Source organism: Nocardioides turkmenicus (assembly GCF_011045035.1).
Classification (GTDB): domain Bacteria; phylum Actinomycetota; class Actinomycetes; order Propionibacteriales; family Nocardioidaceae; genus Nocardioides; species Nocardioides turkmenicus.
Genome location: NZ_JAALAA010000006.1, coordinates 167,790 through 191,949 on the forward strand (window position 1 = coordinate 167,790; position 24,160 = coordinate 191,949).

The window sequence follows — 24,160 nt, forward strand, 5'->3', positions numbered from 1 at the left end:
GATCTGTGTGCGATCAGCAGAACTGAATCAGTACTGCGACTGCTCCTGGTCGCCGCCGAAGCCGCCCTCGGACTGCTCGCCGCCGCCGAAGCCACCCTCGCTGGAGCCCTCGTCGGAGCCGTAGGAGGAACCCTCGGACTGCTCCTGGCCACCGCCGAAGCCGCCCTCGTTGGACTGCTCCGAGCCGTAGCCACCCTCGCTCTGGCCGCCCTCGGAGCCGTAGGAGGAGCCCTCGTTGGACTCCTGGCCGTAGCCGCCCTCGCTCGAGCCCTCGGACTGCTCGCCGCCACCGTAGGAGCTGCCCTCGCCGGACTGCTCACCGTAGGAGGAACCGCCCTCGCTCTGGCCGCCCTCGGAGCCGTAGGAAGAACCCTCGGACTGCTGCTCGCCGCCGCCGAAGCCGCCTTCGTTGGAGGACTCCTGGCCGTAGCCGCCCTCGCTCTGGCCGCCCTCCTGGCCGCCGCCGAAGCCGCCCTCGTTGGACTGCTCGCCGTAGGAGGAGCCCTCGTTGGACTCCTGGCCGCCGAAGCCGCCCTCCTGGCCGTAGTTCTGCTGCTCGTCGCTGTTGCCGTAGTTCTCAGACATATTGGGTCCACACTTCCGAGTAGTTGTGATCGGACCGGATTCCGAACATGCATCGCACGTCCGCCCCCCGGTTGCCCCCATTCGGTGAGGCACGCGAATGAGACGGTCTAGACCGTTCCACGTGACGGCACTTGTGGCAACAGGTCTGTAACAGTGTTTCGAAAAAAGCCACGAAAAATGTCTTACGGGTGTACACGCCCCCGAAGACGCGAGGCGGGGAGCAACCCGGTGTGGGTTGCTCCCCGCCTCGTGGAAGACGATCGGCTCACTCGTTGCCGAGGTGCTCGTCGCCCTTCTCGCGGGCGACGTCGATGCCCTGGTCGATCTTGTCGCTGAACTTGCCACCGGTCTTCTCGTCGGCGAACTCGCCGACCTTGTCGAGACCCTGGTCGAGCGCCTTGTCGCTGACGCCCTCGGCCTGCTCGCTGCCGAGCAGGTCCTTTGCCTTGTCCAAGAAGCCCATTGCTTCCCCCTCTTGATCGGTGGCTCCCCGTATGAGCCATCTAGCGGTCAGACTAACCACATGGAGTACGACAGCAACAGGGGGACACGCGACCCGAATAGGTCACACGGACTACACAACTTGGGATCTTTTACCCGGTCGACCACTCCGATCGTCGCTGTCGTCGGTGCCACTGCGGCGGGCAAGACGTCCCTCTCCCTGGACCTCGCCGAGACCCTCGGCGGCGAGATCATCAACACCGATGCGATGCAGGTCTACCGCGGGATGGACATCGGCACCGCGAAGCTCCCGGTTGCCGAGCGGCGCGGGATCCCGCACCATCTGCTGGACCTTCTCGACATCGCCGAGCCGGCCTCCGTCGCCGACTTCCAGAGCCTGGCACGCGAGCAGATCGCGACGCTCCGTGAGGCCGGGAAGACGCCCGTGCTGGTCGGCGGCAGCGCTCTCTACACCCGAGCGATCCTGGACCGCTTCGAGTTCCCCGGGACGTCCGCCGAGGTGCGGGAGCGCCTCGAGAAAGAACTCGAAACCGCAGGTGAGAAGGCGCTTCACGACCGGTTGCGAGCCCTGGACCCGGTGTCGGCGGAGCGGATCGAGATCGACAACGGTCGTCGCGTCGTACGCGCCCTGGAGGTCATCGAGCTGACCGGCAAGCCGTTCAGCGCCCGGCTGCCCGAGCAGGTCTACGAGGACCCGGCCTCCGTCCAGATCGGGGTCGACATCTCCCGGGAGGCCCTGGACGTACGCATCCGGCAGCGCGTCGCGGAGATGTTCGAGGTCGGGTTCGTCGATGAGGTGGCCCGGCTCCTCGACGAGGGCCTGGGACGGTCGCGGACGGCGGCGAAGGCCATCGGCTACAACGAGGTCGCGGCGTACCTCTCCGGGGAGATGACCCTGGAGGACGCCATGGAGCGGACCGCCATCAGGACGCGACAGTTCGCACGGCGTCAGGACGCCTGGTTCCGCAAGGATCCGCGGGTCGTGTGGGTCTCATATGATGATCCGTCCCGTCTCGGGAAGGCCGTCGCGGCCGTGCAGGCGGTGACGGCATGAGCGAGCAGGTGCGAGACCGTCTGCGGGAGCTGCTGGACGCGGTGCTCGAGGGTGCCGACGACGGGGAACCACGCACGCTGGCGCAGATGGCGGGGGACGTCTACACCTCGCCGTACCACTTCAATCGGCTTCTCTCCCGAGGCGCGGGCGAGCCGCCGGTGGCGATGCGGCGGCGCGTGATGTTGGAGCGCGCCGCCTGGCAGCTGAAGCACGGGGGCACGGTGACCGAAGCCGCCTGGGCCGCCGGATACGAGTCGGTGGAGGGCTTCTCCCGGGCCTTCGCCAAGGCCTTCGGGCACCCGCCGAGCACCGCCGCGGTCAGCCACTGGCTGCCGGCGCCGAACGGGATCCACTTCCACCCGCCCGAGTCGCTCTGGGTCGACTCCCAGGAGCGGGTGCTCGCGCCGCTGACCGAGCAGCTGGTGATGCACGACCTCGATGACACCAGGGCGCTGCTCGACCTCGCCGCAGGGCTCTCCGAGGACGTGCTCGCCGGCGTACGGCTGCCGGGTCACGAGGTGCTTCCGTGGGACGGCCCGGAGGAGTCCCTCGTCCAGGTCCTGGAGGCCACGGTGTGGTCCAAGGAGTGCTGGGTCGCCTCCATCGAAGGGCTCTCGATGCCCGTACGCAGCGGCCCCGGCTCCGTGGTCGCGCTGATCGAGCGGCACGAGGCCGTCGCGGCCCGCTGGCTGGCGGTGGTGCGCGACATCGAGCGCCGTGGCGCCTGGGAGGATCGGCTCGTGGACGCCCTGTGCGAGCCGCCGGAGAGCTTCCAGATGGGGTCGGTGGTCGCCCACGTCCTGACGTACGCAGCCCACCGGCGTCTGCTGGCCCGGATGATGCTCCGGATGGCCGGTGTCGAGGTCGACCGGGGCGACCCGATCGAGTGGTTACGGGCTCGCCGGGGTGAGGTGCCGCCTCGTACCCTGGGGCCGTGACCCCTACCTGGACTGAGATCAGCACGCTCGAGGAGCTCGTCGGCCTCGTCGGCACGCCGCACGAGCGGGCGGTGACCAAGGGACGCCCGGCGCTCCTCGACATCGACCGGGCGTGGCTCGCCGCGACGCCGTTCTGCGTGCTCGCGACCGCCGACGCGGACGGCAACTGCGACGCCTCGCCCAAGGGGGACCCGGCCGGCTCGCTGGTGCACGTCATCGACGACACGACGATCGCGATCGCGGAGCGACCGGGCAACAAGCGCGTCGACGGCTACCGCAACGTGCTCTCCAACCCGCACGTCGGGCTCAACTTCCTGATCCCGGGCCGTGGGGACACGCTGCGGATCAACGGCCGCGCCCGGCTGGTCTCGGACGCGCCGTTCTTCGACGAGATGGTGGTGAAGGGCAAGCGCCCGATCCTCGCCCTGGTCGTCGAGATCGACGACATCTTCTTCCACTGTGCGAAGGCGTTCCTGCGCTCGGGGCTGTGGGACCCGGAGACCTGGGACCCCGACCACCTCCCGAAGCGTGCGGTCATCGCCAAGCAGGTCGAGAACGACCCGCGCACGCTGGCGGAGATGGAGGACTACTACCGCACCGACGTCTACTCGAAGTACCTCTACTGATGACCTACACCTACCTGAAGGGCCACGGCACGGAGAACGACTTCGTGCTGCTGCCGGACCTCGACGGGTCGGTGCACGGCGGGCTCTCCGAGGAGGAGATGGCCGCGCGCGTCCGGGCGTTGTGCGACCGCCGGGCCGGCATCGGCGCCGACGGGATCCTGCGCGTGATCCGCACCGCCGCCTACACCGGTGCGGACCGGCCGGCGAGCGACGCCGAGTGGTTCATGGACTACCGCAACGCCGACGGCACCCTGGCCGAGATGTGCGGCAACGGCACCCGGGTCTTCGCCGAATACCTGCGCTCGGCCGGGCTGGCCGGCGACGAGGTCACCTTCGCGACGCGCGCCGGTGACAAGACCCTGCGTGCGAACGGGGACGTCTGGACCGCCGACCTGGGTTCCCCGAAGCTGCTCGGGACGACCCAGGTCACCGTCGCCCATCACTTCTGGTCGGCCTGCAACGTCGACATGGGCAACCCGCACGCCGCCGCCGAGGTCGAGTCGATCGATCCGCACGGTCCCGTCGGGGACCTCTACGACTCCCCGATCTTCGACGAGACGGTCTACCCGCACGGCGTCAACGTCGAGTTCTTCGAGCGCGTCGCCGAGCGTCACGTCGCCATGCGGGTCTACGAGCGTGGGGCCGGCGAGACCCGCTCCTGCGGCACCGGTGCCTGCGCGGTGATGGTCGCGGCCGCCGAGGCCGACGGCCTCGCGGTCGCGCGCGATGCTGACGTGACGTACCGGGTCGATGTGCCGGGCGGCACCCTCCAGGTGACCTGGACGGCCGACGACCGCGTTCTGCTCACCGGACCGGCGATCCTGGTCGCCGAGGGCACGACTGCGCTCTGACCGGGCCTGATCGGCTCCGACCGCGAGACGGTTAACGGGTATTCACCACCGTGAGGGTGGTCACGTCTATGGTGCTGCCCATGGAGTTGACTGACAGCACAGCGATCGTGACCGGAGCGGCCAGCGGGATCGGGGCGGCGACGGCCCGAGCGCTGGCGGCCAAGGGTGCGACGGTCATCGTCGCGGACATGCAGAAGGACAAGGGCGAGGCCCTGGCGGAGGAGATCAAGGGGCTGTTCGTGCCCGTTGACGTCACCGACACCGACCAGATCACCAACGCCGTCGAGAGGGCCGTGGAGATCGCGCCGCTGAAGGCGGTGGTCAACTCGGCCGGGATCGGGTGGGCGCAGCGCACCATCGGGCGTGACGGCCAGATCGGGTCGGCGCACGACCTCGACGCGTACAAGAAGGTCATCGCGATCAACCTGATCGGCACCTTCGACATGTGCCGCCAGGCGGCGACCTACATCAGCCGCAACGAGCCCGACGCCAACGGGCAGCGTGGCGCCATCGTCAACCTGGCGAGCGTGGCGGCCTTCGACGGCCAGATCGGACAGGTGTCCTACTCCTCGTCCAAGGGTGGCGTCGTCGGCCTCACCCTCCCTCTCGCCCGCGACCTCGCCGCGGTCGGCATCCGGGTCAACACCGTCGCCCCGGGTCTGATCGACACCCCGATCTACGGCGAGGGGCCGGAGGCCGAGGCGTTCAAGGCCAAGCTCGGCGAGAGCGTGCTGTTCCCGCACCGCCTCGGTGTGCCGGAGGAGCTGGCCAGCATGGTCGTCGAGTGCCTGACCAACGACTACATGAACGGCGAGACGATCCGCGTCGACGGCGGCATCCGGATGCCACCGAAGTGAACGCACGCGACTGAGGTAACCGGACGCAGGTAGTACCCCGACGGCTGGCGCACCGCTAATGTGTGCGCCAGCCGCGGGCCGTCCAGACCGCTCCGCGGGAGTCGGAGCTAGGGGAGTTCGCATGTCCGAAAAGGCGGGCACCAGTACGTCCAAGGCGCTCGCGATCATCGAGCCCGACGACTCCACCGGAGCCTCGGGACCGACCGAGCCCGAGCAGGAGCCGCGGTTCACGCGCGAGACGCTCGGCGTGATCGCCGGTGCTGCCGGTGTGCTGGCCGTGTGTCTGCTCGCGACCGCGCTGGTCGCCAACGGCAAGGCAAACCCGAGCGGCGACCGCACCTGCCTGGGACCACAGATGACGATCGCGGTGGCCCCCGAGGCGGCGACCGCCGTCCGCAACATCCTCCAGGACGCCGGCTGCAGCCAGATGGAGGTGGAGGCCACCAAGGCCGACCAGGTCCTCCACCCGCTGGCGGTCGGTGGGGAGCTGCCCGACGTCTGGATCCCCGACTCCTCGCTCTGGCTCGACCGGGTCACGCCGGCCGAGGAGCCGGTGAAGCTGCGCGACTCGATGGCCTCCTCGCCGGTCGTGCTCGTCTCCGGCGACGGGCTCGCCCGCACCTCCTACTCCGAGGCCTTCGCCGAGGACGACCTGCTGCTCGGCGATCCGCAGCGGATGATGAGCGCCCTCGGCACCGTCGTCGCGGGCCAGGCGAAGCCGGGCGGCGAGGCCAGGCTGGAGCCGTACGCGGAGCGGATCGCCTCCGGCGCCGAGGCCGCCGCCCCGGCCGACTCGGCGCGTCTGGCCGAGCTGCAGACCGTCATGAGCGGAGTGACCGCGACCAGCGAGCAGCAGTGGTCGACGTACGCGCCGATGCTGAAGGCGGCCGCGCCGAAGGAGGGCACGGTCGTCCTCGACTACCCGGTCCTGATCACCGCCGACTCGTCCCGGCGCAACGCGATCGCCTCCTCGATCACCAGCTTCGCCCGGGTGCTCGACAGCCGTGCCGCCGACACCGCGCTGACCCAGGCCGGGTTCCGCACCAACGGGGCGGGCAAGCCGTCGCCCAACGTCGGCGCGTTCACCCGGGTCGACCAAGCCACCGTCGCGAGGACCGCTGCCGACTGGGCCGCCAAGCTGCGGCCGCAGCGGGCGCTCGCGGTTGTCGACGTCTCCGGCTCGATGGCCTGGCCGTCCGCTCCGGGGAGCGAGACGACCCGCCTCCAGCTCACCCAGGCGGCGGCGACGGAGGCCGTCGAGCTCCTTCCCGGCGGTGCCGCGATCGGGTTGTGGGCCTTCTCCGAGGAGACCGAGGGCGCCCTCGGGGGCGACCACACCGTGCTCGTCCCGACCCGCCAGCTCGCCACGAACGGCCAGCGCGCGGCGCTGAGCGAGGAGATCGCCGGGCTCACCGCGCGCACCGGCGGCGGCACCGCCCTCCACGACACGGCGCTCGCCGCCTACCAGGCCGCGGTCGCCTCCTACGACCCGCTCGCCTCCAACACCGTGCTGCTCTTCACCGACGGCACCAACGACGACCCCGACTCGATGGACCTCGCCGAGCTCGTACGTCAGCTGGAGGCCGCCTCCGACCCGAGCCGGCCGGTCCGCGTCCTGGGCATCGGGATCACCGCCGACGCCGACCTCGGCGCGCTCCAGGCGATCGCCGACGCGACCGGCGGGGAGGCGTACGTCGCCGAGCGGCCGGAGGATGTCGGCAGTGTGCTGCGGGAGGCGCTCGGGCAGCGCTGAGGGGCGCTCTCGGATAAGCATTGTCCCCCGGGTGGTGTGGCGCCGTACCCTTGTTGGTATATGACGAACAACGCACACGATTTCTCACTCGCTGACGAGCTCGAGGCCACCGAGGACTGGGACGCGCTCGACGACAGCTTCGAGAGTGCCGAAGAGTTTGGGTACAGCGCCGACGAGGATCCAGAGGACACCGATCCGACCGTCGGCGCGATGGAGCTCGCCGAGCGGCACGCGCTCAGGCGCGTCGCCAGCCTGCGCACCGAGCTCGAGGACATCACCGAGGTCGAATACCGGCAGCTGCGTCTGGAGCGAGTGGTGCTCGTGGGCGTGTGGGCCGGCGGCACCCAGGCGGACGCCGAGAACTCGCTGGCCGAGCTCGCGCTCCTCGCCGAGACGGCCGGCTCCGAGGTACTCGAGGCGATCTACCAGCGCCGCCAGGCGCCCGACCCTGCGACCTACATCGGCCGCGGCAAGGTCGAGGCGCTCAAGGAGATCGTCGCCGCCACCGGCGCCGACACCGTGATCGCCGACGGCGAGCTCGCGCCTTCGCAGCTCAGGAACCTGGAGGACCGCACCGGGGTCAAGGTCGTCGACCGGACCGCGCTGATCCTCGACATCTTCGCCCAGCACGCCAAGTCCCGTGAGGGTCAGGCCCAGGTGGAGCTCGCCCAGCTCAACTACATGAAGCAGCGGCTTCGTGGTTGGGGTGGCAACCTGTCCCGCCAGGCCGGTGGCCGGGTCGCCGGCGGTGCCGGTATCGGTGGTCGTGGTCCCGGTGAGACCAAGATCGAGACCGACCGTCGCCGGATCAACACCAAGATCGCCAAGCTCAACCGCGAGCTGAAGGCGATGAAGGGCACCCGCGACACCAAGCGTGCCGACCGCAAGCGTCACCAGATCCCCGCGGTGGCGATCGCCGGCTACACCAACGCCGGCAAGTCGTCGCTGCTCAACCGGCTCACCGGAGCCGGGGTGCTCGTCGAGGACGCCCTCTTCGCGACCCTGGACCCGACCACCCGGCGTACGACCACCGAGGACGGCCGGGTCTACACGATGTCCGACACCGTCGGATTCGTGCGTCACCTGCCTCACCAGCTCGTCGAGGCTTTCCGCTCGACGCTGGAGGAGGTCGCCGACGCCGACCTGGTCGTGCACGTGGTCGACGGCTCCCACCCCGATCCCGAGGGCCAGTTGGCCGCGGTGCGCGAGGTGTTCGCCGAGATCGGTGCCGGTGACGTGCCCGAGCTGGTCGTGATCAACAAGTCCGACATCGCCGACCCGCTGGTGATCAGCCGGCTGCTCCGCGCCGAGCCCCACTCGGTCGCGGTCTCGGCCAAGACCGGAGAGGGCATCGAGGCGGCCATCAAGGCCGTCGAGCACGACCTGCCGCGGCCGGGCGTCGAGTTCTCCGCGCTGGTTCCCTACGAGCGGGGCGACCTGGTCAACCGGATCCACCAGCACGGCGAGATCGACCACCTCGAGCACACCGCCGAGGGCACCGTCGTCAAGGGCCGCGCCAACGCGGACCTGGCCGGTGAGCTGGCGGCTTACTCTGCCTGATCTTCTGCGCTGATCCGGGGCCGGTTCCGGCGTTGCGACGTTGGTGATGCCGGGCTCGTCCCCCACACTTGGGACGGTCGGTCGATGGAGAGGGCACGGATGCGCACAGAGGTACGTCCTGCGACGCGCGCCAGGATCGTGGGTGCGCTGGCCGGTGCTGCCCTCGTGGCCACGCTGGCCGGCTGTGCCACCCCCGAGGACGACGGCGCGCTTCCGGGGCAGGAAACGAGCCAGGGGAACGAGGTCACCCAGGACCTGTGCACCCGGCTGGCCGCCGAGTCCGTGACCCGCGCCGCGGTCGTGACCGGGGCCGGTGAGCGGGTGGTCGTGATCGGCGACTCCTGGGCCTCGGGCTTCGGGCTGGACGACCCCGGACTCTCGTGGCCGCGCTATCTCGACGGCGAGGTGCGGGTCTCCGGCTTCGGGGGCACCGGCTACTCCCATCACCTGATGGAACGGTGCGGCCCGATCTCCTTCCCCGAGCGCGTCCCCGACGCGGTGGCGCAAGGGGCCGACCTGGTCGTGCTCGAGGGCGGCATCAACGACTCCAAGAGCGACCTCGACGACGTCGAGAAGGGCTTCCGGGCCACCCTCGACGAGCTGAAGGGCTACGAGGTCGTCGTGCTCAGCGCTCCGAAGGTGAACTCCCGCGCCAAGGCGATCCGGGCCGTCAACAAGATGATGCGTCGGGTCTCGGCGGAGTACGGGGTGACCTACATCAACGTCTTCGACCTCGAGCTGCCCATGCTCGAGGACAACACCCATCTGACCGTCGCGGGTCACATGCAGTTCGGGGAGATCGTCGCCCGGCGGATCGCGGAGAGCCGATCGGAGACTGTCCCCGCACACGGCTAAGGTTGCCCGAGTGACCGCAACCGACACCGCCTCCCAGACGCCCGTACGTGAAGCCCTGGCGGACGCGGTCGCGACCCTCGGCGGTGCCACCCGCGAGGGCCAGGTGAAGATGGCCGACGCGGTCGCGCAGGCGCTCGCCGACGAGGAGCACCTGCTGGTCGAGGCCGGCACCGGCACCGGTAAGTCGCTGGCCTACCTGGTCCCGTCGCTGCTCCACGACAGCCGGGTCGTGGTGGCCACCGCGACCCTGGCGCTGCAGCACCAGCTGGTCGAGCGCGACCTGCCACGCCTGGTCAAGGCGATCGGCTCGCGCCCCGGCGTCGACGCCTCCTACGCCGTCCTCAAGGGTCGTTCCAACTACGCCTGCCTCCACCGGGTGCGCGAGGGTGCTCCCGACGACCAGGGCACCCTGGTCGACGTCCCGCTGGGCCCGATGGCCGAGAAGGTCCTCGAGCTGCGCAGCTGGGCCGAGAAGGAGGCGGAGAAGGGTGGCAGCGGTGAGCGCGACTCCGCGCCGCGCCACACCGACCGGGAGTGGCGGCAGGTCTCGGTCAACCACCGCGACTGCCTCGGCGCCGCCAAGTGTCCCTTCGGCGAGGAGTGCTTCGTCGAGGTCGCCCGCGACAAGGCGCAGAAGAGCCACCTGATCGTCACCAACCACTCGCTGCTCGCGATCGACGCGATCGAGGGCGTGCCGATGATCCCGGAGTACGACGCCGTGGTCATCGACGAGGCCCACGAGCTCGTCGCCCGGGTGACCCAGGCGGCGACCGACGAGCTGACCGCCGCCGAGGTCGAGCGAGCCGCCCGCCGGGCCCAGAAGCACGTCGACGGCTCCGAGGCCGACGACCTGGCCGACGCGGCCGACGCGCTGCGGGCCGCGATCAACGAGACCTCGCCCGGTCGGTTCGTGACCATCCCGGAGGTCGTCTCCGACGCCCTCGTGCTGGTGCGCGACGCGGCCCGGTCCGCGCTCTCCGCGCTCCCGAAGCCGAAGGACTCCGACAGCGCCGACCCCGGGTTCCAGCAGGCCAAGGGTGGCCTGCAGGAGGTCTTCGCCACCGCCGAGCGGATGGCCGCCGCCTCCGACGCCGACGTCATCTGGCTCAACGAGGGCAGCGACCGGATCCCGCCGCGGCTCTGCGTCGCGCCGCTGCAGGTCTGGGCCCAGATGCGCGAGAAGCTGCTGCGCGAGAAGACCGTCGTCTTCGCCTCCGCGACCCTCAAGCTCGGCGGCGACTTCGGCCCGGTGGCCGGATCCCTCGGCCTCAAGGCGGAGGAGCGCACCGAGCTGGGCGCCGGGGCGCAGCGTACGGAGGATGTGCTGCCGTGGGTGGGGCTCGATGTCGGCAGCCCATTCGACTACGGCCGGCAGGGGATCCTCTACGTCGCCCGCCACCTGCCTCCTCCCGGACGCGACGGCATGGGCGCCAAGACCCTCGACGAGATCGTCGACCTGGTCGACGCCGCCGACGGACGTACGCTCGGGCTCTTCTCGTCCCGGCGGGCCGCCGAGGCCGCCGCGGAGGTGGTCCGCAAGAAGCTGCCCCACCTGACCACGCTGGCCCAGGGCGACGCGCAGCTGCCCGAGCTCGCCGCGCAGTTCGTCGCCGACCCCCACACGGTGCTCTTCGGCACCCTGTCGCTGTGGCAGGGGATCGACGTCCCCGGTGACACCTGCCAGCTCGTGATCATCGACCGGATCCCGTTCCCGCGGCCCGACGACCCGCTGATGTCGGCCCGGCAGCAGGCCGCCGACAAGGCCGGCGGCAACGGGTTCATGCAGGTCGCCGCCACCCACGCCGCGCTGCTCATGGCGCAGGGTGCCGGCCGGCTGATCCGCACCACCACCGACCGCGGAGTCGTCGCCGTCCTCGACGCGCGCCTGGCGACCGCCCGCTACGGCGGCTTCCTCAAGGCGAGCCTGCCGCCGATGTGGGCGACCACCGACCCCGCCATCGTGCGGCAGGCACTGAAGCGTCTCTCCGAGTCGGCATCCGTCTGACCCCGTGCCGAGTGGGCTCGTTCTGACAGAAAACAACGCCGAGTCGGCTCGTCATGACGAGCCGACTCGGCGTTGTCTGGGTCAGCGGTAGGTCTTGGCCCACCAGCGGTGGGTGGCCTTATCGGGCGAGGCGATGCCGTGGCAGGAGTACGCGGTGCCCTGGCCGCACTTGAAGTTGCTGCTCGCGTTGGCGAAGGTGACCTCGACCTTGCGGATCCGCTTCGAGGAGAAGCCCTCGATGGTCTTGGTGGCGATGCCCTGGCTGTTGGGCTTGAGGTAGTAGACGCCGCGGGTGCCGTCGGTGCGGAAGACGCTGACCACGGCGGCGTTGGCGCTGGGGCGGGCCACGTCGACCTTCACCCGGAGCTTCCAGCCCCGACCGACGTTCTTCGGGACCAGGCGCTGGGAGGCGTAGGTGAGGTGCTTGAGGGTGAACTGGCCGTCGACCGTCTGTCGCTTGGCCGGCAGCGCGGTGCGGCCGTCGTAGACCGGCGGGTAGTAGGCGCCACCCTCGCTGTAGGTCTTCGAGGGGGCCAGGTTGGCGGCGGCGAAGCGGGTGTACTGCAGCTTCAGGGTGGTGCCGCGCGCGGCGAGCGCCTGACGGATGGCGGTCGTGGAGTAGGTCGAGGGGGCGCGGTTCCAGACGCTGAGGACCACCTCGGGCAGGTCGCCGCGCTCCCGGGCGAAGCGCTCGGAGAGGTAGCGGAAGAAGATCCAGTTGCCGTAGATGCCGAGGTTGGAGGCGCTGGAGTTGTCCAGCGGCTTGCGCTGGTCCTCGAGCTGACCGTAGGCCAGGTACTGCCGGTTGTCGTTGATGCTGTCGTAGACCTCGTCCTCGACCCAGGTCGCGGTCGACTCCATCATCCAGCGGTCCTCGCCGGCGTCGTAGGCGAACTGCACGGCGTGGAAGTACTCGTGGGCGGCGGTGACGCGGAGGTTCTCGGTGGGCGTGTTGACCGTGCCGTACTCGCTGCTGGCGTAGTCGTTGTCCAGGACGCAGTAGGCCGTCGCAGCGGTCTTGGAGACCTTCGTCTCCGGCGCGCAGTAGCCGTAGTAGCCCTCGTCGTAGAGGTTCTCCAGGTAGATGTCGACCTTGCCCGGGGTGACCGTCTTGTCGGCCGCCGGCTTGCGGTAGCCCGCCTTCACGTAGATGTTGTGCACCTTGGTGACCACGTCACGCACCTGGGTCGCGTACGTCACCGAGGCCTTGTCGCCGCCCTTGCCCGGCGTGTAGTGGACGCAGACCACGTCGCTGCAGGTCTGGGTCGCGGCCCGCGGACGGGCGAGCAGCTCACGTGCGGCGGCCTTGTTGGAGCCGTCCAGGGCGTCCTTGGCGTTCCACAGGTCGGTCAGCGCGATGGTCGCGTCCGGCCGGCCGGCGACGTGCCGACCCGGCACGAACTGCCGGACGCCGCGCACCGACTGGTTGCGCTTGATCTTCTTGGCCTCGGCGAGCGCCTTCCTGGCCGCCTTCTCCGTCACCGGCTGCTCGATGCTGGTGTCGCCGCCGGTCCTCATCGAGCTCACCGAGCTCGCCGGGGTCGAGCCGGTTGCGGGCATGGTGGCGGCGAAGGTGGCCACGACCATGCCTGCGATCAGGACGAACGAGCGTTGGGTGCGGGTGATCCGGCGGGCAATGTTTCGCATGAGATACCAGACGTTGGGGAAGGCAGACCAGGGCAGTCTAAGCGCACCGGCCCGCTGTGTCCGGGGGACACGGCCTAGTTGGCCTGGACGGGCCTAGACCGGCTCCGTGACGTGATGGAGCCGGTTGCTTCCGGTTGCGGTGGCGTACGACCTGGTCCAGGTGGCCGGCGTGCCGGCGTCGCGGCGCTCGCCGATGACGTACCAGTCCATCTGCGCGCGGTTGCGGGTCACGTCGAGCACGGAGAAGCCGTGGTCGTCGAAGTTGAGGTAGCGAACGTGGCGATTGGCGGTCCTGATGATGTTCTCGACGGTCACGCTGACCGTGCGCCGCGGGGCGCCGAGGATGTCCTTGAGGTTGTTCGAGGTCACCGAGGTGGCGACGAACTCGACGCCGGCCGTCTTGCCGAGCGGGTAGACGGCGGAGTCGTACGGCAGGTCGCAGGCCCACGCCGAGTGGATGTCGCCGGTGACGAAGACGGTGTCCGTGATCGCGTTGTTGCGGATGTGCTCGAAGAGCTCGGTGCGGTCCGCGGTGTAGCCGTCCCACTGGTCGACGTTGTAGGCGATGCCGTTGTCGGGGAGCAGGCCGGTGACGTCGTTGACCGGGCTGATGAGGCTCTTCGGGAGCGCGGCGAAGGTGACCGGCGCGATCATCACCGGGTTGCCGACGATCTTCCACTGGGCGTCGGTGAGCAGGCCTTCCTTGAGCCACTCCATCTGCTCGTCGCCGGTGATCGTGCGGTCGGGGTCGTCGACCTTGGCCGGCTCGGTGGGGGCGACCTGCTCGGAACGGTAGGAGCGCAGGTCGAGCATGCTCAACTCGAGCAGGGTGCCGAACCTCAGGCGCCGGTAGATCCGGTCGTGGAGGTGGCCGTCGGTCTCGATGGTGGCCGTGCCGCTGACGCGCAGGGGCATCCACTCGTCGTAGGCCTGGTTGGCGTTGGTCTTGCGCTCGATCCAGTCGTACTCGCCCGGCTCGTTGTTCTCCGCGCCGAGCAGCCAGGCGTCGTTGGCCGACTCGTGGTCGTCCCAGGTGACGATCCAGGGCACGTGGGCGTGGGCGTCGGAGAGGTCGGAGTCGCGCTTGTACTGCGCGTGCCGGATCCGGTAGTCGGCCAGCGTGCGCATCTCGGTGACCGGCTCGTGGGAGCGGACGTCGTCGTTGTTCATGCCGTTGCCGTACTCACCGGGGGCGTACTCGTAGAGGTAGTCGCCCAGGTGGAGGATCGCGTGCAGGTCGTCCCGGGCGGCGAGGTGGCGGTAGGAGGCGAACCAGCCGGCCTGGAGGTTGGAGCAGGACACCACCCCGAAACGTACGTTGTCCGGGGTCGCGTCGGCGGCGGGAGCGGTGCGGGTGCGGCCGACGCGGCTGGTCTGGCCGTTGTAGGCGAAGCGGTAGAAGTACCAGGTCTCGGGGGAGAGGCCGGTGACGTCGAGCTTCACGGTGTGGTCCCGGTCGGGGCCGGTCTGCTGCGAGCCCTTCGCGGTGATGCGGCTGAAGTCGGCGGTGGGCGACATCTCCCAGCGGACCAGGACCTCCTCGCCCAGCCCGGAGCCCGGTGTCGCCTCGGCGGTGGGCGTGACCCGGGTCCAGATGACCACCCGGTCGGGGAGCGGGTCGCCGGAGGCGACGCCGTGCTGGAAGTGGTTCAGCGTCGAGCCGGTTGCCTCGGCCGGGGCGGGGAGTGCCACGACTCCTGCTCCTGCGGAGGCGGCCAGTCCGGCGACGATGAGGGTGCGGCGATCGATCTGCGTCTGGGTCGGGCTGCTGTGGGTCACGCTGTATGGAACGACGCAGCCGCCGGCCCTGTCATGGGCCGGCGGCTGGATTTCACGCAGTGTTCCCGGGCTGGTCCCCGGGCCGGACTCAGAGGCTGCGCAGAACTGCGGTCACCTTGCCGAGGATCGTCGCGTGGGTGCCGTCGATCGGCTCGTACGCCGCGTTGTGCGGCAGCAGCCAGACCTTGCCGTCCTTGCGGGAGAGCGTCTTGACGGTCGCCTCGCCGTCGATCAGCGCGGCCACGATCTCGCCGTTCTCCGCGGTCGGCTGCTGGCGCACGACCACGAAGTCGCCGTCGCAGATGGCGGCGTCGACCATCGAGTCACCGGAGACGGAGAGCAGGAAGAGGTCACCGTTGCCGACCAGCTGCTTGGGCAGCGGGAAGACGTCCTCGACGCTCTGCTGGCTCGAGGTCTCCTCGGCCAGGATCGGACCACCGGCGGCGATCCGGCCGACCAAGGGAACCATGGTGGCGTCGGGGTTGGGGTTGACGACGGCCTCGGCGGTGATCGCCGTGTCGGGCTCCTCGCCGGACATGGCCTTGCGGTGGGCCATCACCTCGGGGAGGAAGACCTCGAGCGCACGGGGCCGCTTCGGGTCCTTGCGGATCAGACCACGCTGCTCCAGCGCACGCAGCTGGTGGGCGACGCTGCTCGTGCTGGTCAGTCCGACCGCGGCGCCGATCTCACGCATGCTGGGCGGGTAGCCGCGTTGCTCGATGCTGTCGCGCAGGTGAGCGAGGATGCGCTGCTGACGTGGCGTGAGCCCGGTCGCGTCCGGCGGCCCGTCGGGCAGCTCGCGGACGCGGCTCTTCGAACCGCCTGATCCGGTGCCTGTCTTCTGCGTGGTCATGTCATCACATTAGTCCCTCTGGCCCCACCACATCAAACATCTGTTCGATCTCGTGAAGGGTGCGTGTCGGCGTTCGAAAATTCTTGGGGTCGCTACTTGCGTTGTTCGAACACGTGATCTACCTTCGAACATGTGCTCGATCGAACACGTGATCGAGAGACTTGTGAACTGGAGGCTGTGATGAGTGCAACCGTCTATGTGCTGCCTGTCGCCGAACCGCCCCGCCCGGTGCGGGAGCAGCGGCGCTCGACCGTGCGACTCACCCGCCGCGGACGGATCGTGGTGTTCGCGTTCGCGCTCGTCGTGCTCTTCGGGATCGCGCTCATCGGGGCCCGGGTGGCCTTCGCGGTGGAGAACGGTGCCGACAACGGTGCTCGATTTCGTGGCCCTGCCCCCGCCGCCCACACGATGGTCGTCGGCGATGGCGACACGCTCTGGGACATCTCCGCGAAGGCCGTCGCCGGCACTGACGCTTCGATTCGGGAGATGGAGCAGACGATCAAGGAGCTCAACAGCCTCGAGTCCTCCATGCTCGTGGCCGGCCAGACCCTGATCATCCCGACCGCGCCGTAACGCGCCACACAGATGTCCGGCTGCTCCTTCGACCCTGGCAGCCGGCAACCGGGGAAAGTGAGAGTGCTGCAGACGATGGGAAGCGTCTGCAGCACTCTCGCTGTCGTCGGTGGGCGTCAGTGACGGCCGCGGTAGGGGGTCTCCGGCTCGGGCGGCGGCCACTGCTTGTTGCGGGAGCTGTGCCGGGGAGGCCACTCGTCGTCCGGCTGGGCGGCGGGCGGGTCCTGCGGCTGCCGCTGAGTGGGCATCGCCTGGGTCGCCGCAGGGTCCTGGGTCAGCCGAGCCCGCGAACCGGTCTGGCCGTATCCGGTCGGGGCCTGGTAGGCGCCGGACTGGTACTGCGACGAACCGGCCTGCTGGGTCGGGTAGCTGTCCGTGCCATAGCCCGGCGTGCCGTACGTCTGGGGGCTCGCCGGCGTCGGGGTGGAAGCCGGGGTCGGCGGGCTCGTGTAGTAGGGCGGAGGGGTCTGCGGCGCCTGGGTCGGCGGCTGGTAGGTCGGGGCGCCGTAGGCCGATCGGCTTCCGGTGCTGCCGAAGTCCGAGGCGCTGCTCGGGTAGCCGTAGGGCGACTGGGAGCCGGTGTCGGTGTAGGCCGAGCGGCTGCCGGTGTCGCCGTAGGGAGCCTGGCTGCCGGTGTCGGAGCTGTGCCGGCCGTAGGAGCCGGTGTCCTCGTAGCCGTAGGAGCCGGTGCCGTAGTAGTCCTGCTCCGGATAGGCCTGCTCGGAGTACATCTGGTCGCCGTAGGGCTGGTCCGGGTAGTCCTGCTCCTCCACGTAGGCGTTGGAGTGGCTTCCGGTGTAGTCGTCGGCGGGCGGCGGGGTGGGGGAGCCGGAGAGGGCCTGCCATGCCCTCCCGGCGAAGGTGAAGGTCAGGAAGAGGCAGGCGACGGCGACGACGGCCGCGATGGCCAGCTTCGCCCAGGCGCCGGAATCGCCTCCTCGTGCGTCGGCCCCGAAACCGACGGCGACCCACACGAGCACTCCCCAGATGACGAGGAATGCCAGTGTCGCGATCGCAGGCAAGATGAACGGTGGCCGGGGACCGCTTCTGGGGCGCGTGCCTCTCCGCGACCCGACGCGATTTCCTCCGGAGATGTTTGTCACGGGGTCATTCTTACCCATCCGGCCCAGTCGGGCGCCGCTGAACCGGAATCTTTCGGTGTTTGGTCGGCGACACGCCGGACACGCGGGGAAACGCGACCCTCGCTTGCATCGGCTGGGGGGCGGGCGTACGGTTACCACTACATCTAGTAGTTACACCGCTGTAGTTATCCACATCTAGTTCACATGAACGCGTGGATGGCCCACAGCGATGGGGGTGTTGTTCCACAGGGACTCACGCTCAATTCCACAGGTTCCACAGGCTCGGGTCGCCGCTGAGACGGCCTGGATCCACAAGGCTTCACGAGAGGGGCTCGACCGTGCACTGTCCGTTCTGCCGACACAGCGACACCAAGGTGCTCGACTCCCGTGTGGCCGAGGACGGTGGCCAGATCCGGCGACGCCGGGTCTGCCAGGAATGTGGGAAGCGGTTCACGACCGTCGAGCAGATGCAGCTGATGGTGGCCAAGCGCTCCGGCGCAGCGGAGCCGTTCAGCCGCGACAAGGCGGTGCACGGCGTACGCAAGGCGTGCAAGGGCCGCCCGGTCACCGAGGACCAGCTCGCCTGCCTCGGCCAGGAGGTCGAGCAGGCGTTGCGGAGCCAGGGGTTGGCCGAGGTTCCCAGCCACGAGGTGGGGCTGGCGATCCTCGCGCCGCTGCGCGAGCTCGACGAGGTGGCCTACCTGCGCTTCGCCAGCGTCTACCGGGCCTTCGGCTCGGCCGACGACTTCGAGCGTGAGATCCAGATGCTGCGTACGGAACGGGAAGTCCAGGACTTCGAGGCAGAGCATCCGGTCGAGGCCCCGGTGGGCACCGACTGATCCCACGGCCATGAATACGAGATGGCACACAGACCGGCCCGGGCAGGCCGTGGGGAAGCGACCTGTCCGGGCCATCCAGCGAAACAGATAGACAGAGCAAGGACTCCACCATCAGCACCGACCAGCAGTACGGCACAGCGATCGATGACAACAGGGGGAACGAAATGACAGACACGGCAGCAGAGGCACAGGCATCGGCGAAGGCGGGCGCCGGGCTGAAGATCGAGCGGATCTTCAGCACCGAGGGCGTCCACCCCTACGACGAGATCACCTGGGAGCGACGCGACGTCGTCCAGAAGAACTGGAAGACCGGCGAGACCGTCTTCGAGCAGACCGGAGTGGAGTTCCCCGACTTCTGGTCGATCAACGCCTCGACGATCGTGACGACCAAGTACTTCCGCGGTGCCCTCGGCACCGACAAGCGTGAGCAGAGCCTCAAGCAGCTCATCGACCGCGTCGTGAACACCTACGTCGCCTCCGGCAAGGAGAACGGCTACTTCGCCTCCGAGGCCGACGCCGACCTCTTCGGCCGCGAGCTCACCTGGCTGCTGGTCAACCAGCACTTCGCCTTCAACTCGCCGGTCTGGTTCAACGTCGGCACCGAGTCCCCCCAGCAGGTCTCGGCCTGCTTCATCCTCTCGGTCGACGACTCCATGGACTCGATCCTGAACTGGTACAAGGAGGAGGGCCTGATCTTCAAGGGCGGCTCCGGTGCCGGCCTCAACCTCTCCCGCATCCGCTCCTCCAAGGAGCTGCTGAAGTCCTCCGGTGGCACCGCCTCCGGCCCGGTCTCCTTCATGCGCGGCGCCGACGCGTCCGCGGGCACCATCAAGTCCGGTGGCGCCACCCGCCGCGCGGCGAAGATGGTCGTGCTCGACGTCGACCACCCCGACATCGAGGAGTTCGTCGAGACCAAGGCGCGCGAGGAGGACAAGATCCGCGCGCTGCGCGACGCCGGCTTCGACATGGACCTGGGCGGCAAGGACATCTCGTCCGTGCAGTACCAGAACGCCAACAACTCGGTGCGCGTCTCCGACGAGTTCATGCGCGCGGTCGAGGAGGGCAAGAAGTTCGGCCTCCGGGCGCGTACGACCGGTGAGGTCATCGAGGAGATCGACGCCCGGGAGCTGTTCCGCAAGATCTCGGTCGCCGCGTGGGAGTGTGCCGACCCGGGTCTGCAGTACGACGACACCATCAACGACTGGCACACCAACCCGGAGACGGGCCGCATCACCGGCTCCAACCCGTGCTCGGAGTACATGTCGCTGGACAACTCCTCCTGCAACCTGGCGTCGCTCAACCTGCTGAAGTTCCTCAAGGACGACGACACCTTCGACGCCGTGCGCTTCCAGCAGGCCTGCGAGATCGTCTTCACCGCGATGGACATCTCCATCTGCTTCGCCGACTTCCCGACCGAGGCCATCGGCGAGACCACCCGCGACTACCGCCAGCTCGGTATCGGGTACGCCAACCTCGGCGCCCTGCTGATGGCGATGGGTCTCGGCTACGACTCCGAGGGTGGCCGCACGATGGCCGCCGCCATCACCTCGCTGATGACCGGTGCCGGCTACAAGCGCTCGGCCGAGCTGGCCGGCGTCGTCGGCCCGTACGCCGGCTACGCCCGCAACGCCGAGGCTCACCAGCGGGTCATGCGCAAGCACCAGGCCGCCAACGACGCGGTCCGCTCGATCAACCCGGTCGACCGCAACATCATCGACGCGGCGACGAAGGTGTGGAGCGACGTCGTCGAGATCGGCAAGGTCAACGGTTTCCGCAACGCCCAGGCCTCGCTGCTCGCGCCCACCGGCACCATCGGCTTCATGATGGACTGCGACACCACCGGCATCGAGCCCGACTTCTCGCTGGTCAAGTTCAAGAAGCTCGTCGGTGGCGGCTCGATGCAGATCGTCAACCAGGTGATCCCGCGGGCCCTGAAGAAGCTGGGCTACCAGGCCGAGCAGATCGAGGCGATCGTCGCCTACATCGCCGAGCACGGCCACGTCGTCGACGCCCCCGGCCTGCGCCAGGAGCACTACGAGGTCTTCGACACCGCGATGGGCAAGCGCGCGCTGCAGCCGATGGGCCACGTACGCATGATGGCGGCGACCCAGCCGTTCCTCTCCGGCGCGATCTCCAAGACCGTCAACCTCCCCGAGTCCGCGACCGTCGAGGACATCGAGCAGGTCTACATGGAGTCGTGGAAGCTGGGCCTGAAGGCCACCGCGATCTACCGAGACAACTGCAAGGTCGGCCAGCCGCTGGCCGACGGCAAGTCGGAGAACGCCAAGAAGGACCAGGGCCTCTCCACCGCTGCTGCGGAGGCTCCCGCCGCCGAGGTCGAGCCCGAGGTCGTCGAGAAGATCATCGAGAAGATCGTCTACGCGCCGACCCGCAAGCGCCTGCCGAAGTCCCGCGTCTCGCGCACCACCTCCTTCACGGTCGGTGGCGCCGAGGGCTACATGACCTCCGGTGCGCACGCCGACGGTGAGCTCGGTGAGGTCTTCCTCAAGCTGGGCAAGCAGGGCTCGACCCTGGCCGGTGTCATGGACGCCTTCTCCATCGCGGTGTCCGTCGGCCTTCAGTACGGCGTCCCGCTCGAGACGTACGTCTCCAAGTTCACCAACCTGAAGTTCGAGCCCGCCGGTCTGACCGACGACCCGGACGTACGCATGGCGCAGTCGCTCATGGACTACGTCTTCCGCCGGCTGGCGCTGGACTACATGTCCTTCGAGGACCGCGCGGCGCTCGGCATCTACTCCGCCGAGGAGCGTCAGCGCTACCTCGAGACCGGCTCCTACGAGCAGCTCGGCAACGGCACCACCGCCGCCGAGCTCGTCGAGAAGCCGGCTCCGGAGCGCAAGGTCGAGGCGAAGACCGAGGTCGTCGAGGCCGACGTCAAGGACGAGGCGCCCGCCGAGGCTCCGGCTGAGGCCGCTGCCGCGTCGGAGGCCCCCAAGGCCGCCCACACCACCGCCGAGCTGCTCGAGTCGATCAGCGGCATGGCCATCGACAGCCCGCTCTGCTTCACCTGCGGCACCAAGATGCGCCCCGCCGGCTCCTGCTACGTCTGCGAGGGCTGCGGCTCGACCTCCGGTTGCAGCTGATCTCTGAGTGACTGAGTCCGGTCCCGTGCCCGAGTGAGGGCGCGGGACCGGACTCATTTCGGGGACGTGGATAGCCTGCGGCACGTGAGGGATACCGAACTGGCCGATGTAATGGCGCTCGAACGCGAGCTGCAGACTGCGTCGGTTCGCGCTGATCCGAGTCGGCTCGTGGAGCTCTTGGCTCCAGACTTCGAGGAGATCGGTGCTTCAGGCCGCCAGTGGGACATCACGTCGATTCTCGAGATGCTCGCGGGCGAGGACGAGGACATGTCCGACATCGAGGTGCACGGACTCACAGGGCGCGTGATCGCGGACGGCGTGATCATCCTCCGATGGCAGTCCGTCCGCGATGAGTGTCGCGTCAATCGAACCTCTCTGTGGCAACGTCGTCCCGAGGGCTGGCGCTTGGTGCACCATCAAGGAACGCCGGTCGGATGGGCCTAGGGCCGCCGGATGAACTAAGGCGGACCGACGTCCCGTATGTGGGTACTGACTTCTACTGCGACGTCGCGATCCCGCACCCCGAGCGCCTGCATGTGGTGCATGAGGACGAGCACGTGCTCGCGTTCCATCACACGCGCCCGTTCTGGGAGGTTCACATCGTGGTGGTGCCGAAGCGCCACATCGGGTCGCTGACGACCGTTGGGGCCGACGACGAGGACGACGTACGTCGGTTGCTCGGTGTCGTCCAGGCCGTCGCGAGGAACATTGAGCTCGAGCACGGTGCCGCAGCGGTGCTCACGAATCTCGGTGCCTACCAGGACTCCAAGCACCTGCACGTCCATGTCCACAGCGGCGGGCGTCGAGACCAGAGGTGAGGCCCTGCTCGCGGTGACACCGGTGACCTCAGGAGGTCCGAATGTCACAACCGCAGCGTCGTCGACGTCCTGGTACCGGAGACGACCAGACGGGCCGGATCCAGACGTAGCGACGTCGACAGCCGCAGAGGGACGGAGACCTCGTGCCCGGATCGAGGAGGAATGCGATGACGACCACCGAAGCTGAGATCAGGAAGTTCTTGGCGCGGCGTACCGATGCCCAGCGTTCGAAGGACATCGACCGGCTCCTTTCGTTCTATTCACCGGATGTCGTCTACTACGACGCTGTTCCACCACTGCGATTCGTCGGCACCGAGGAGTTGCGTCAGAACTTCCTACGGTGGTTCGACGGCTACAAGGGGCCGATCGGCCTGGAGACACACGACCTGAGCATCGTGGCCAGCGAGGACGTCGCGTTCGCGAACATGCTGCATGTGGATTCCGGCGAGCGGAAGGGGCTTGCTGCTCCTCTGTCGTCGATCTGGGTGCGGGAGACGGTGTGCCTGCAGCGATCGAACGACACGTGGACGATCACCCACGAGCACATCTCGATCCCGTTCGACCCGCCCGGGCTCGCCAAGAGCTATGTGCGAGGCCTGGTCGGACGGCGCTAGGCAGATGTGAGGTCAGTGGGCCGATCACCATCCACAGGCAGGCATCGGGATCGAGTTATCCACAGGCGCGTCGATCGGGGTGGCGGGGTGCGCGCATCGGGGGTCTGCTGGTCACATGTCCAAACGAAAGAAGCGCGAAGGCTCGCCCCGACCAGGCAACAGGTTCGGGGATCCGCGGCGGCGGTCGTTCGCCGAGAAGGTCGTCGACAGTCCGTACTGGCCGGCGATGTTCGCGGTGATCGATGCCGAGGCTCGCGGGGATGTGAAGGCAGCGTTGGAGATCATCCACCGGGCCGGCAACCAGCTCGACGGCGAGCAGTTCTGGCATCCGCTGCGGATCGAGCGGCTCGAGCAGATGCGGCTGCTCGGTCCCGAGATGCCGAGATGGGCTCACTCGCGATGGATCGTCTCCCAGGCGATGCAGGGGACCCAGCCGCGCAACAAGTGGAGGATGTCCAAGGCCATTCAGGTCGCGATGGACGTGCGCGGCGGCCCCGATCCTCATCGCGATCGGGAGGACGACCGGATCCAGATCATGGATCGCGACTGGGTCTATCGCCAGACGTTCCTCTACGAGCTCGGCGGGCTCGAGGCGTTCCTGCGTCACAACGCCTCCGGCGATCTCCTCGCCGGCGCCGATCGGATCTGGGAGTGGACGCGGGCGCCGATGCGTGGCGTACGACTTCTGGAGCGGGAGCCGAGACACCTGCTGTGGGAGGACCCGGAGACCGGGGAGCAGGTGCGCACGATCAACATCGGAGCCGGCATGCTCGTCGAGGACGGCGAGTGTGCGATCGGGCGGATCGTGCCGCTGGAGAGCGGGTCGATGTTCGAGACGGCGCCGTTGCGGGTCCCGGACGAGGTGGCGTACGCAGTGGCGGACGAGCCCGACCGTTGGATCGAGGTGCTGCGCGATGCCTGTGCCCAGGACCCGGGCGAGATCTGGACACGGCGGGGGCTGCGGGACTACGGGCTGCTCACCGACATCCCGCACGCCTTGGTAGACCTCGCCATGGACGCAGGACTGCACGCGTTCCATCACCCGGATGACGAAGAGCTCACCGAGCTGTTCACGCACCCCGCCGACTACCCGGCCTGCCTCGCCGCCTGGCTGGTCCGCCCGGCGACGATCAGTGCGCTGCGCGCCGGTCTGCCCTCTGAGGGCCGGGCCGCGCTCCTCGGATTCGCAGGTTTCGTGCACGAGCCGGCGGCGAGCCTCATCCGCGACCTGGTCGACCACCACGAGGAGGCTGCCTGACACCTCGCGATGCCCTCGCCCAAACCGGGGGTTTGGCTTAGTTTGAT

General features: G+C 68.9%; 22 protein-coding genes. 16 read left to right on the plus strand and 6 right to left on the minus strand.

Annotated features, from left to right (window positions below):
• Positions 1 to 27 precede the first annotated feature (27 nt).
• Positions 28 to 585 (minus strand): hypothetical protein, encoded by a 558-nt coding sequence (locus tag G5C66_RS09090; RefSeq protein ID WP_165110636.1) that lies wholly within the window; start codon positions 583 to 585, stop codon positions 28 to 30.
• Between the two features lie 265 nt (positions 586 to 850).
• The gene (locus G5C66_RS09095; protein ID WP_165110637.1) at positions 851 to 1,048 is read right to left on the minus strand and encodes an antitoxin; all 198 of its coding nucleotides are present in this window, start codon (positions 1,046 to 1,048) and stop codon (positions 851 to 853) included.
• Positions 1,049 to 1,168: 120 nt separating this feature from the next.
• Here G5C66_RS09095 and miaA point away from each other — a divergent pair, with 120 nt between their 5' ends.
• The 9 genes from miaA (at position 1,169) to G5C66_RS09140 (ending at position 11,546) form a co-directional block, all read left to right on the plus strand.
• The gene (gene miaA / locus G5C66_RS09100) at positions 1,169 to 2,101 is read left to right on the plus strand and encodes a tRNA (adenosine(37)-N6)-dimethylallyltransferase MiaA (protein WP_165110638.1); all 933 of its coding nucleotides are present in this window, start codon (positions 1,169 to 1,171) and stop codon (positions 2,099 to 2,101) included.
• Positions 2,098 to 3,039: a helix-turn-helix transcriptional regulator gene (locus tag G5C66_RS09105; RefSeq protein ID WP_165110639.1), complete on the plus strand. Its 942-nt coding sequence runs from the start codon at positions 2,098 to 2,100 to the stop codon at positions 3,037 to 3,039. The genes miaA and G5C66_RS09105 overlap by 4 nt, the downstream gene beginning before the upstream one ends.
• Entirely contained in the window at positions 3,036 to 3,665 is a 630-nt protein-coding gene (locus G5C66_RS09110; protein WP_165110640.1) for an MSMEG_1061 family FMN-dependent PPOX-type flavoprotein, read from the plus strand. Before G5C66_RS09105 ends, G5C66_RS09110 begins: the two co-directional genes overlap by 4 nt.
• Complete coding sequence (gene dapF, locus G5C66_RS09115; protein ID WP_165110641.1) at positions 3,665 to 4,516, plus strand: diaminopimelate epimerase; 852 nt, start codon at positions 3,665 to 3,667, stop codon at positions 4,514 to 4,516. Before G5C66_RS09110 ends, dapF begins: the two co-directional genes overlap by 1 nt.
• An 80-nt stretch (positions 4,517 to 4,596) precedes the next feature.
• Entirely contained in the window at positions 4,597 to 5,373 is a 777-nt protein-coding gene (locus G5C66_RS09120) for an SDR family NAD(P)-dependent oxidoreductase (RefSeq protein ID WP_008362565.1), read from the plus strand.
• A gap of 121 nt (positions 5,374 to 5,494) precedes the next feature.
• Positions 5,495 to 7,126 carry a VWA domain-containing protein gene (locus G5C66_RS09125; protein ID WP_165110642.1) on the plus strand — a complete coding sequence of 544 codons (1,632 nt, stop codon included), beginning with the start codon at positions 5,495 to 5,497 and terminating at the stop codon, positions 7,124 to 7,126.
• Positions 7,127 to 7,186: 60 nt separating this feature from the next.
• A complete protein-coding gene (hflX, locus tag G5C66_RS09130; protein WP_165110643.1) occupies positions 7,187 to 8,686 on the plus strand; it encodes a GTPase HflX in 1,500 nt (499 codons plus the stop codon).
• A 99-nt stretch (positions 8,687 to 8,785) separates the two neighbouring features.
• Positions 8,786 to 9,541: an SGNH/GDSL hydrolase family protein gene (locus G5C66_RS09135; RefSeq protein WP_165110644.1), complete on the plus strand. Its 756-nt coding sequence runs from the start codon at positions 8,786 to 8,788 to the stop codon at positions 9,539 to 9,541.
• 10 nt (positions 9,542 to 9,551) lie between these two features.
• Complete coding sequence (locus G5C66_RS09140; protein WP_165110645.1) at positions 9,552 to 11,546, plus strand: helicase C-terminal domain-containing protein; 1,995 nt, start codon at positions 9,552 to 9,554, stop codon at positions 11,544 to 11,546.
• Positions 11,547 to 11,627: 81 nt separating this feature from the next.
• On the opposite strand, the gene G5C66_RS09145 is transcribed toward G5C66_RS09140, so the two are convergent.
• From G5C66_RS09145 to lexA, 3 genes are all read right to left on the minus strand, one after another.
• Positions 11,628 to 13,193: an MXAN_6640 family putative metalloprotease gene (locus tag G5C66_RS09145; protein WP_165110646.1), complete on the minus strand. Its 1,566-nt coding sequence runs from the start codon at positions 13,191 to 13,193 to the stop codon at positions 11,628 to 11,630.
• Between the two features lie 93 nt (positions 13,194 to 13,286).
• Positions 13,287 to 14,972: an alkaline phosphatase D family protein gene (locus tag G5C66_RS09150; protein ID WP_165110647.1), complete on the minus strand. Its 1,686-nt coding sequence runs from the start codon at positions 14,970 to 14,972 to the stop codon at positions 13,287 to 13,289.
• 88 nt (positions 14,973 to 15,060) lie between these two features.
• Positions 15,061 to 15,825 carry a transcriptional repressor LexA gene (lexA, locus tag G5C66_RS09155; RefSeq protein ID WP_241248358.1) on the minus strand — a complete coding sequence of 255 codons (765 nt, stop codon included), beginning with the start codon at positions 15,823 to 15,825 and terminating at the stop codon, positions 15,061 to 15,063.
• Positions 15,826 to 16,005: 180 nt separating this feature from the next.
• Between lexA and G5C66_RS09160 the strand changes: the two genes are divergently transcribed.
• On the plus strand, positions 16,006 to 16,398 hold the full coding sequence (locus tag G5C66_RS09160; RefSeq protein WP_165110648.1) for a LysM peptidoglycan-binding domain-containing protein: 393 nt from the start codon (positions 16,006 to 16,008) through the stop codon (positions 16,396 to 16,398).
• A gap of 116 nt (positions 16,399 to 16,514) precedes the next feature.
• On the opposite strand, the gene G5C66_RS09165 is transcribed toward G5C66_RS09160, so the two are convergent.
• Positions 16,515 to 17,420, minus strand: coding sequence for a hypothetical protein (locus G5C66_RS09165; RefSeq protein ID WP_165110649.1), 906 nt, complete (start codon positions 17,418 to 17,420; stop codon positions 16,515 to 16,517).
• Between the two features lie 398 nt (positions 17,421 to 17,818).
• Here G5C66_RS09165 and nrdR point away from each other — a divergent pair, with 398 nt between their 5' ends.
• From nrdR to G5C66_RS09195, 6 genes are all read left to right on the plus strand, one after another.
• Complete coding sequence (gene nrdR / locus G5C66_RS09170) at positions 17,819 to 18,319, plus strand: transcriptional regulator NrdR (protein ID WP_045546759.1); 501 nt, start codon at positions 17,819 to 17,821, stop codon at positions 18,317 to 18,319.
• Between the two features lie 164 nt (positions 18,320 to 18,483).
• Complete coding sequence (locus tag G5C66_RS09175) at positions 18,484 to 21,423, plus strand: vitamin B12-dependent ribonucleotide reductase (RefSeq protein ID WP_165110650.1); 2,940 nt, start codon at positions 18,484 to 18,486, stop codon at positions 21,421 to 21,423.
• An 84-nt stretch (positions 21,424 to 21,507) separates the two neighbouring features.
• Positions 21,508 to 21,867 (plus strand): DUF4440 domain-containing protein, encoded by a 360-nt coding sequence (locus G5C66_RS09180; RefSeq protein WP_206443872.1) that lies wholly within the window; start codon positions 21,508 to 21,510, stop codon positions 21,865 to 21,867.
• Positions 21,868 to 21,905: 38 nt separating this feature from the next.
• A complete protein-coding gene (locus tag G5C66_RS09185; RefSeq protein WP_165110651.1) occupies positions 21,906 to 22,241 on the plus strand; it encodes an HIT domain-containing protein in 336 nt (111 codons plus the stop codon).
• Positions 22,242 to 22,408: 167 nt separating this feature from the next.
• On the plus strand, positions 22,409 to 22,855 hold the full coding sequence (locus tag G5C66_RS09190) for a YybH family protein (protein ID WP_165110652.1): 447 nt from the start codon (positions 22,409 to 22,411) through the stop codon (positions 22,853 to 22,855).
• 115 nt (positions 22,856 to 22,970) lie between these two features.
• The gene (locus G5C66_RS09195; RefSeq protein WP_165110653.1) at positions 22,971 to 24,113 is read left to right on the plus strand and encodes a hypothetical protein; all 1,143 of its coding nucleotides are present in this window, start codon (positions 22,971 to 22,973) and stop codon (positions 24,111 to 24,113) included.
• The last annotated feature ends 47 nt before the right edge of the window (positions 24,114 to 24,160 follow it).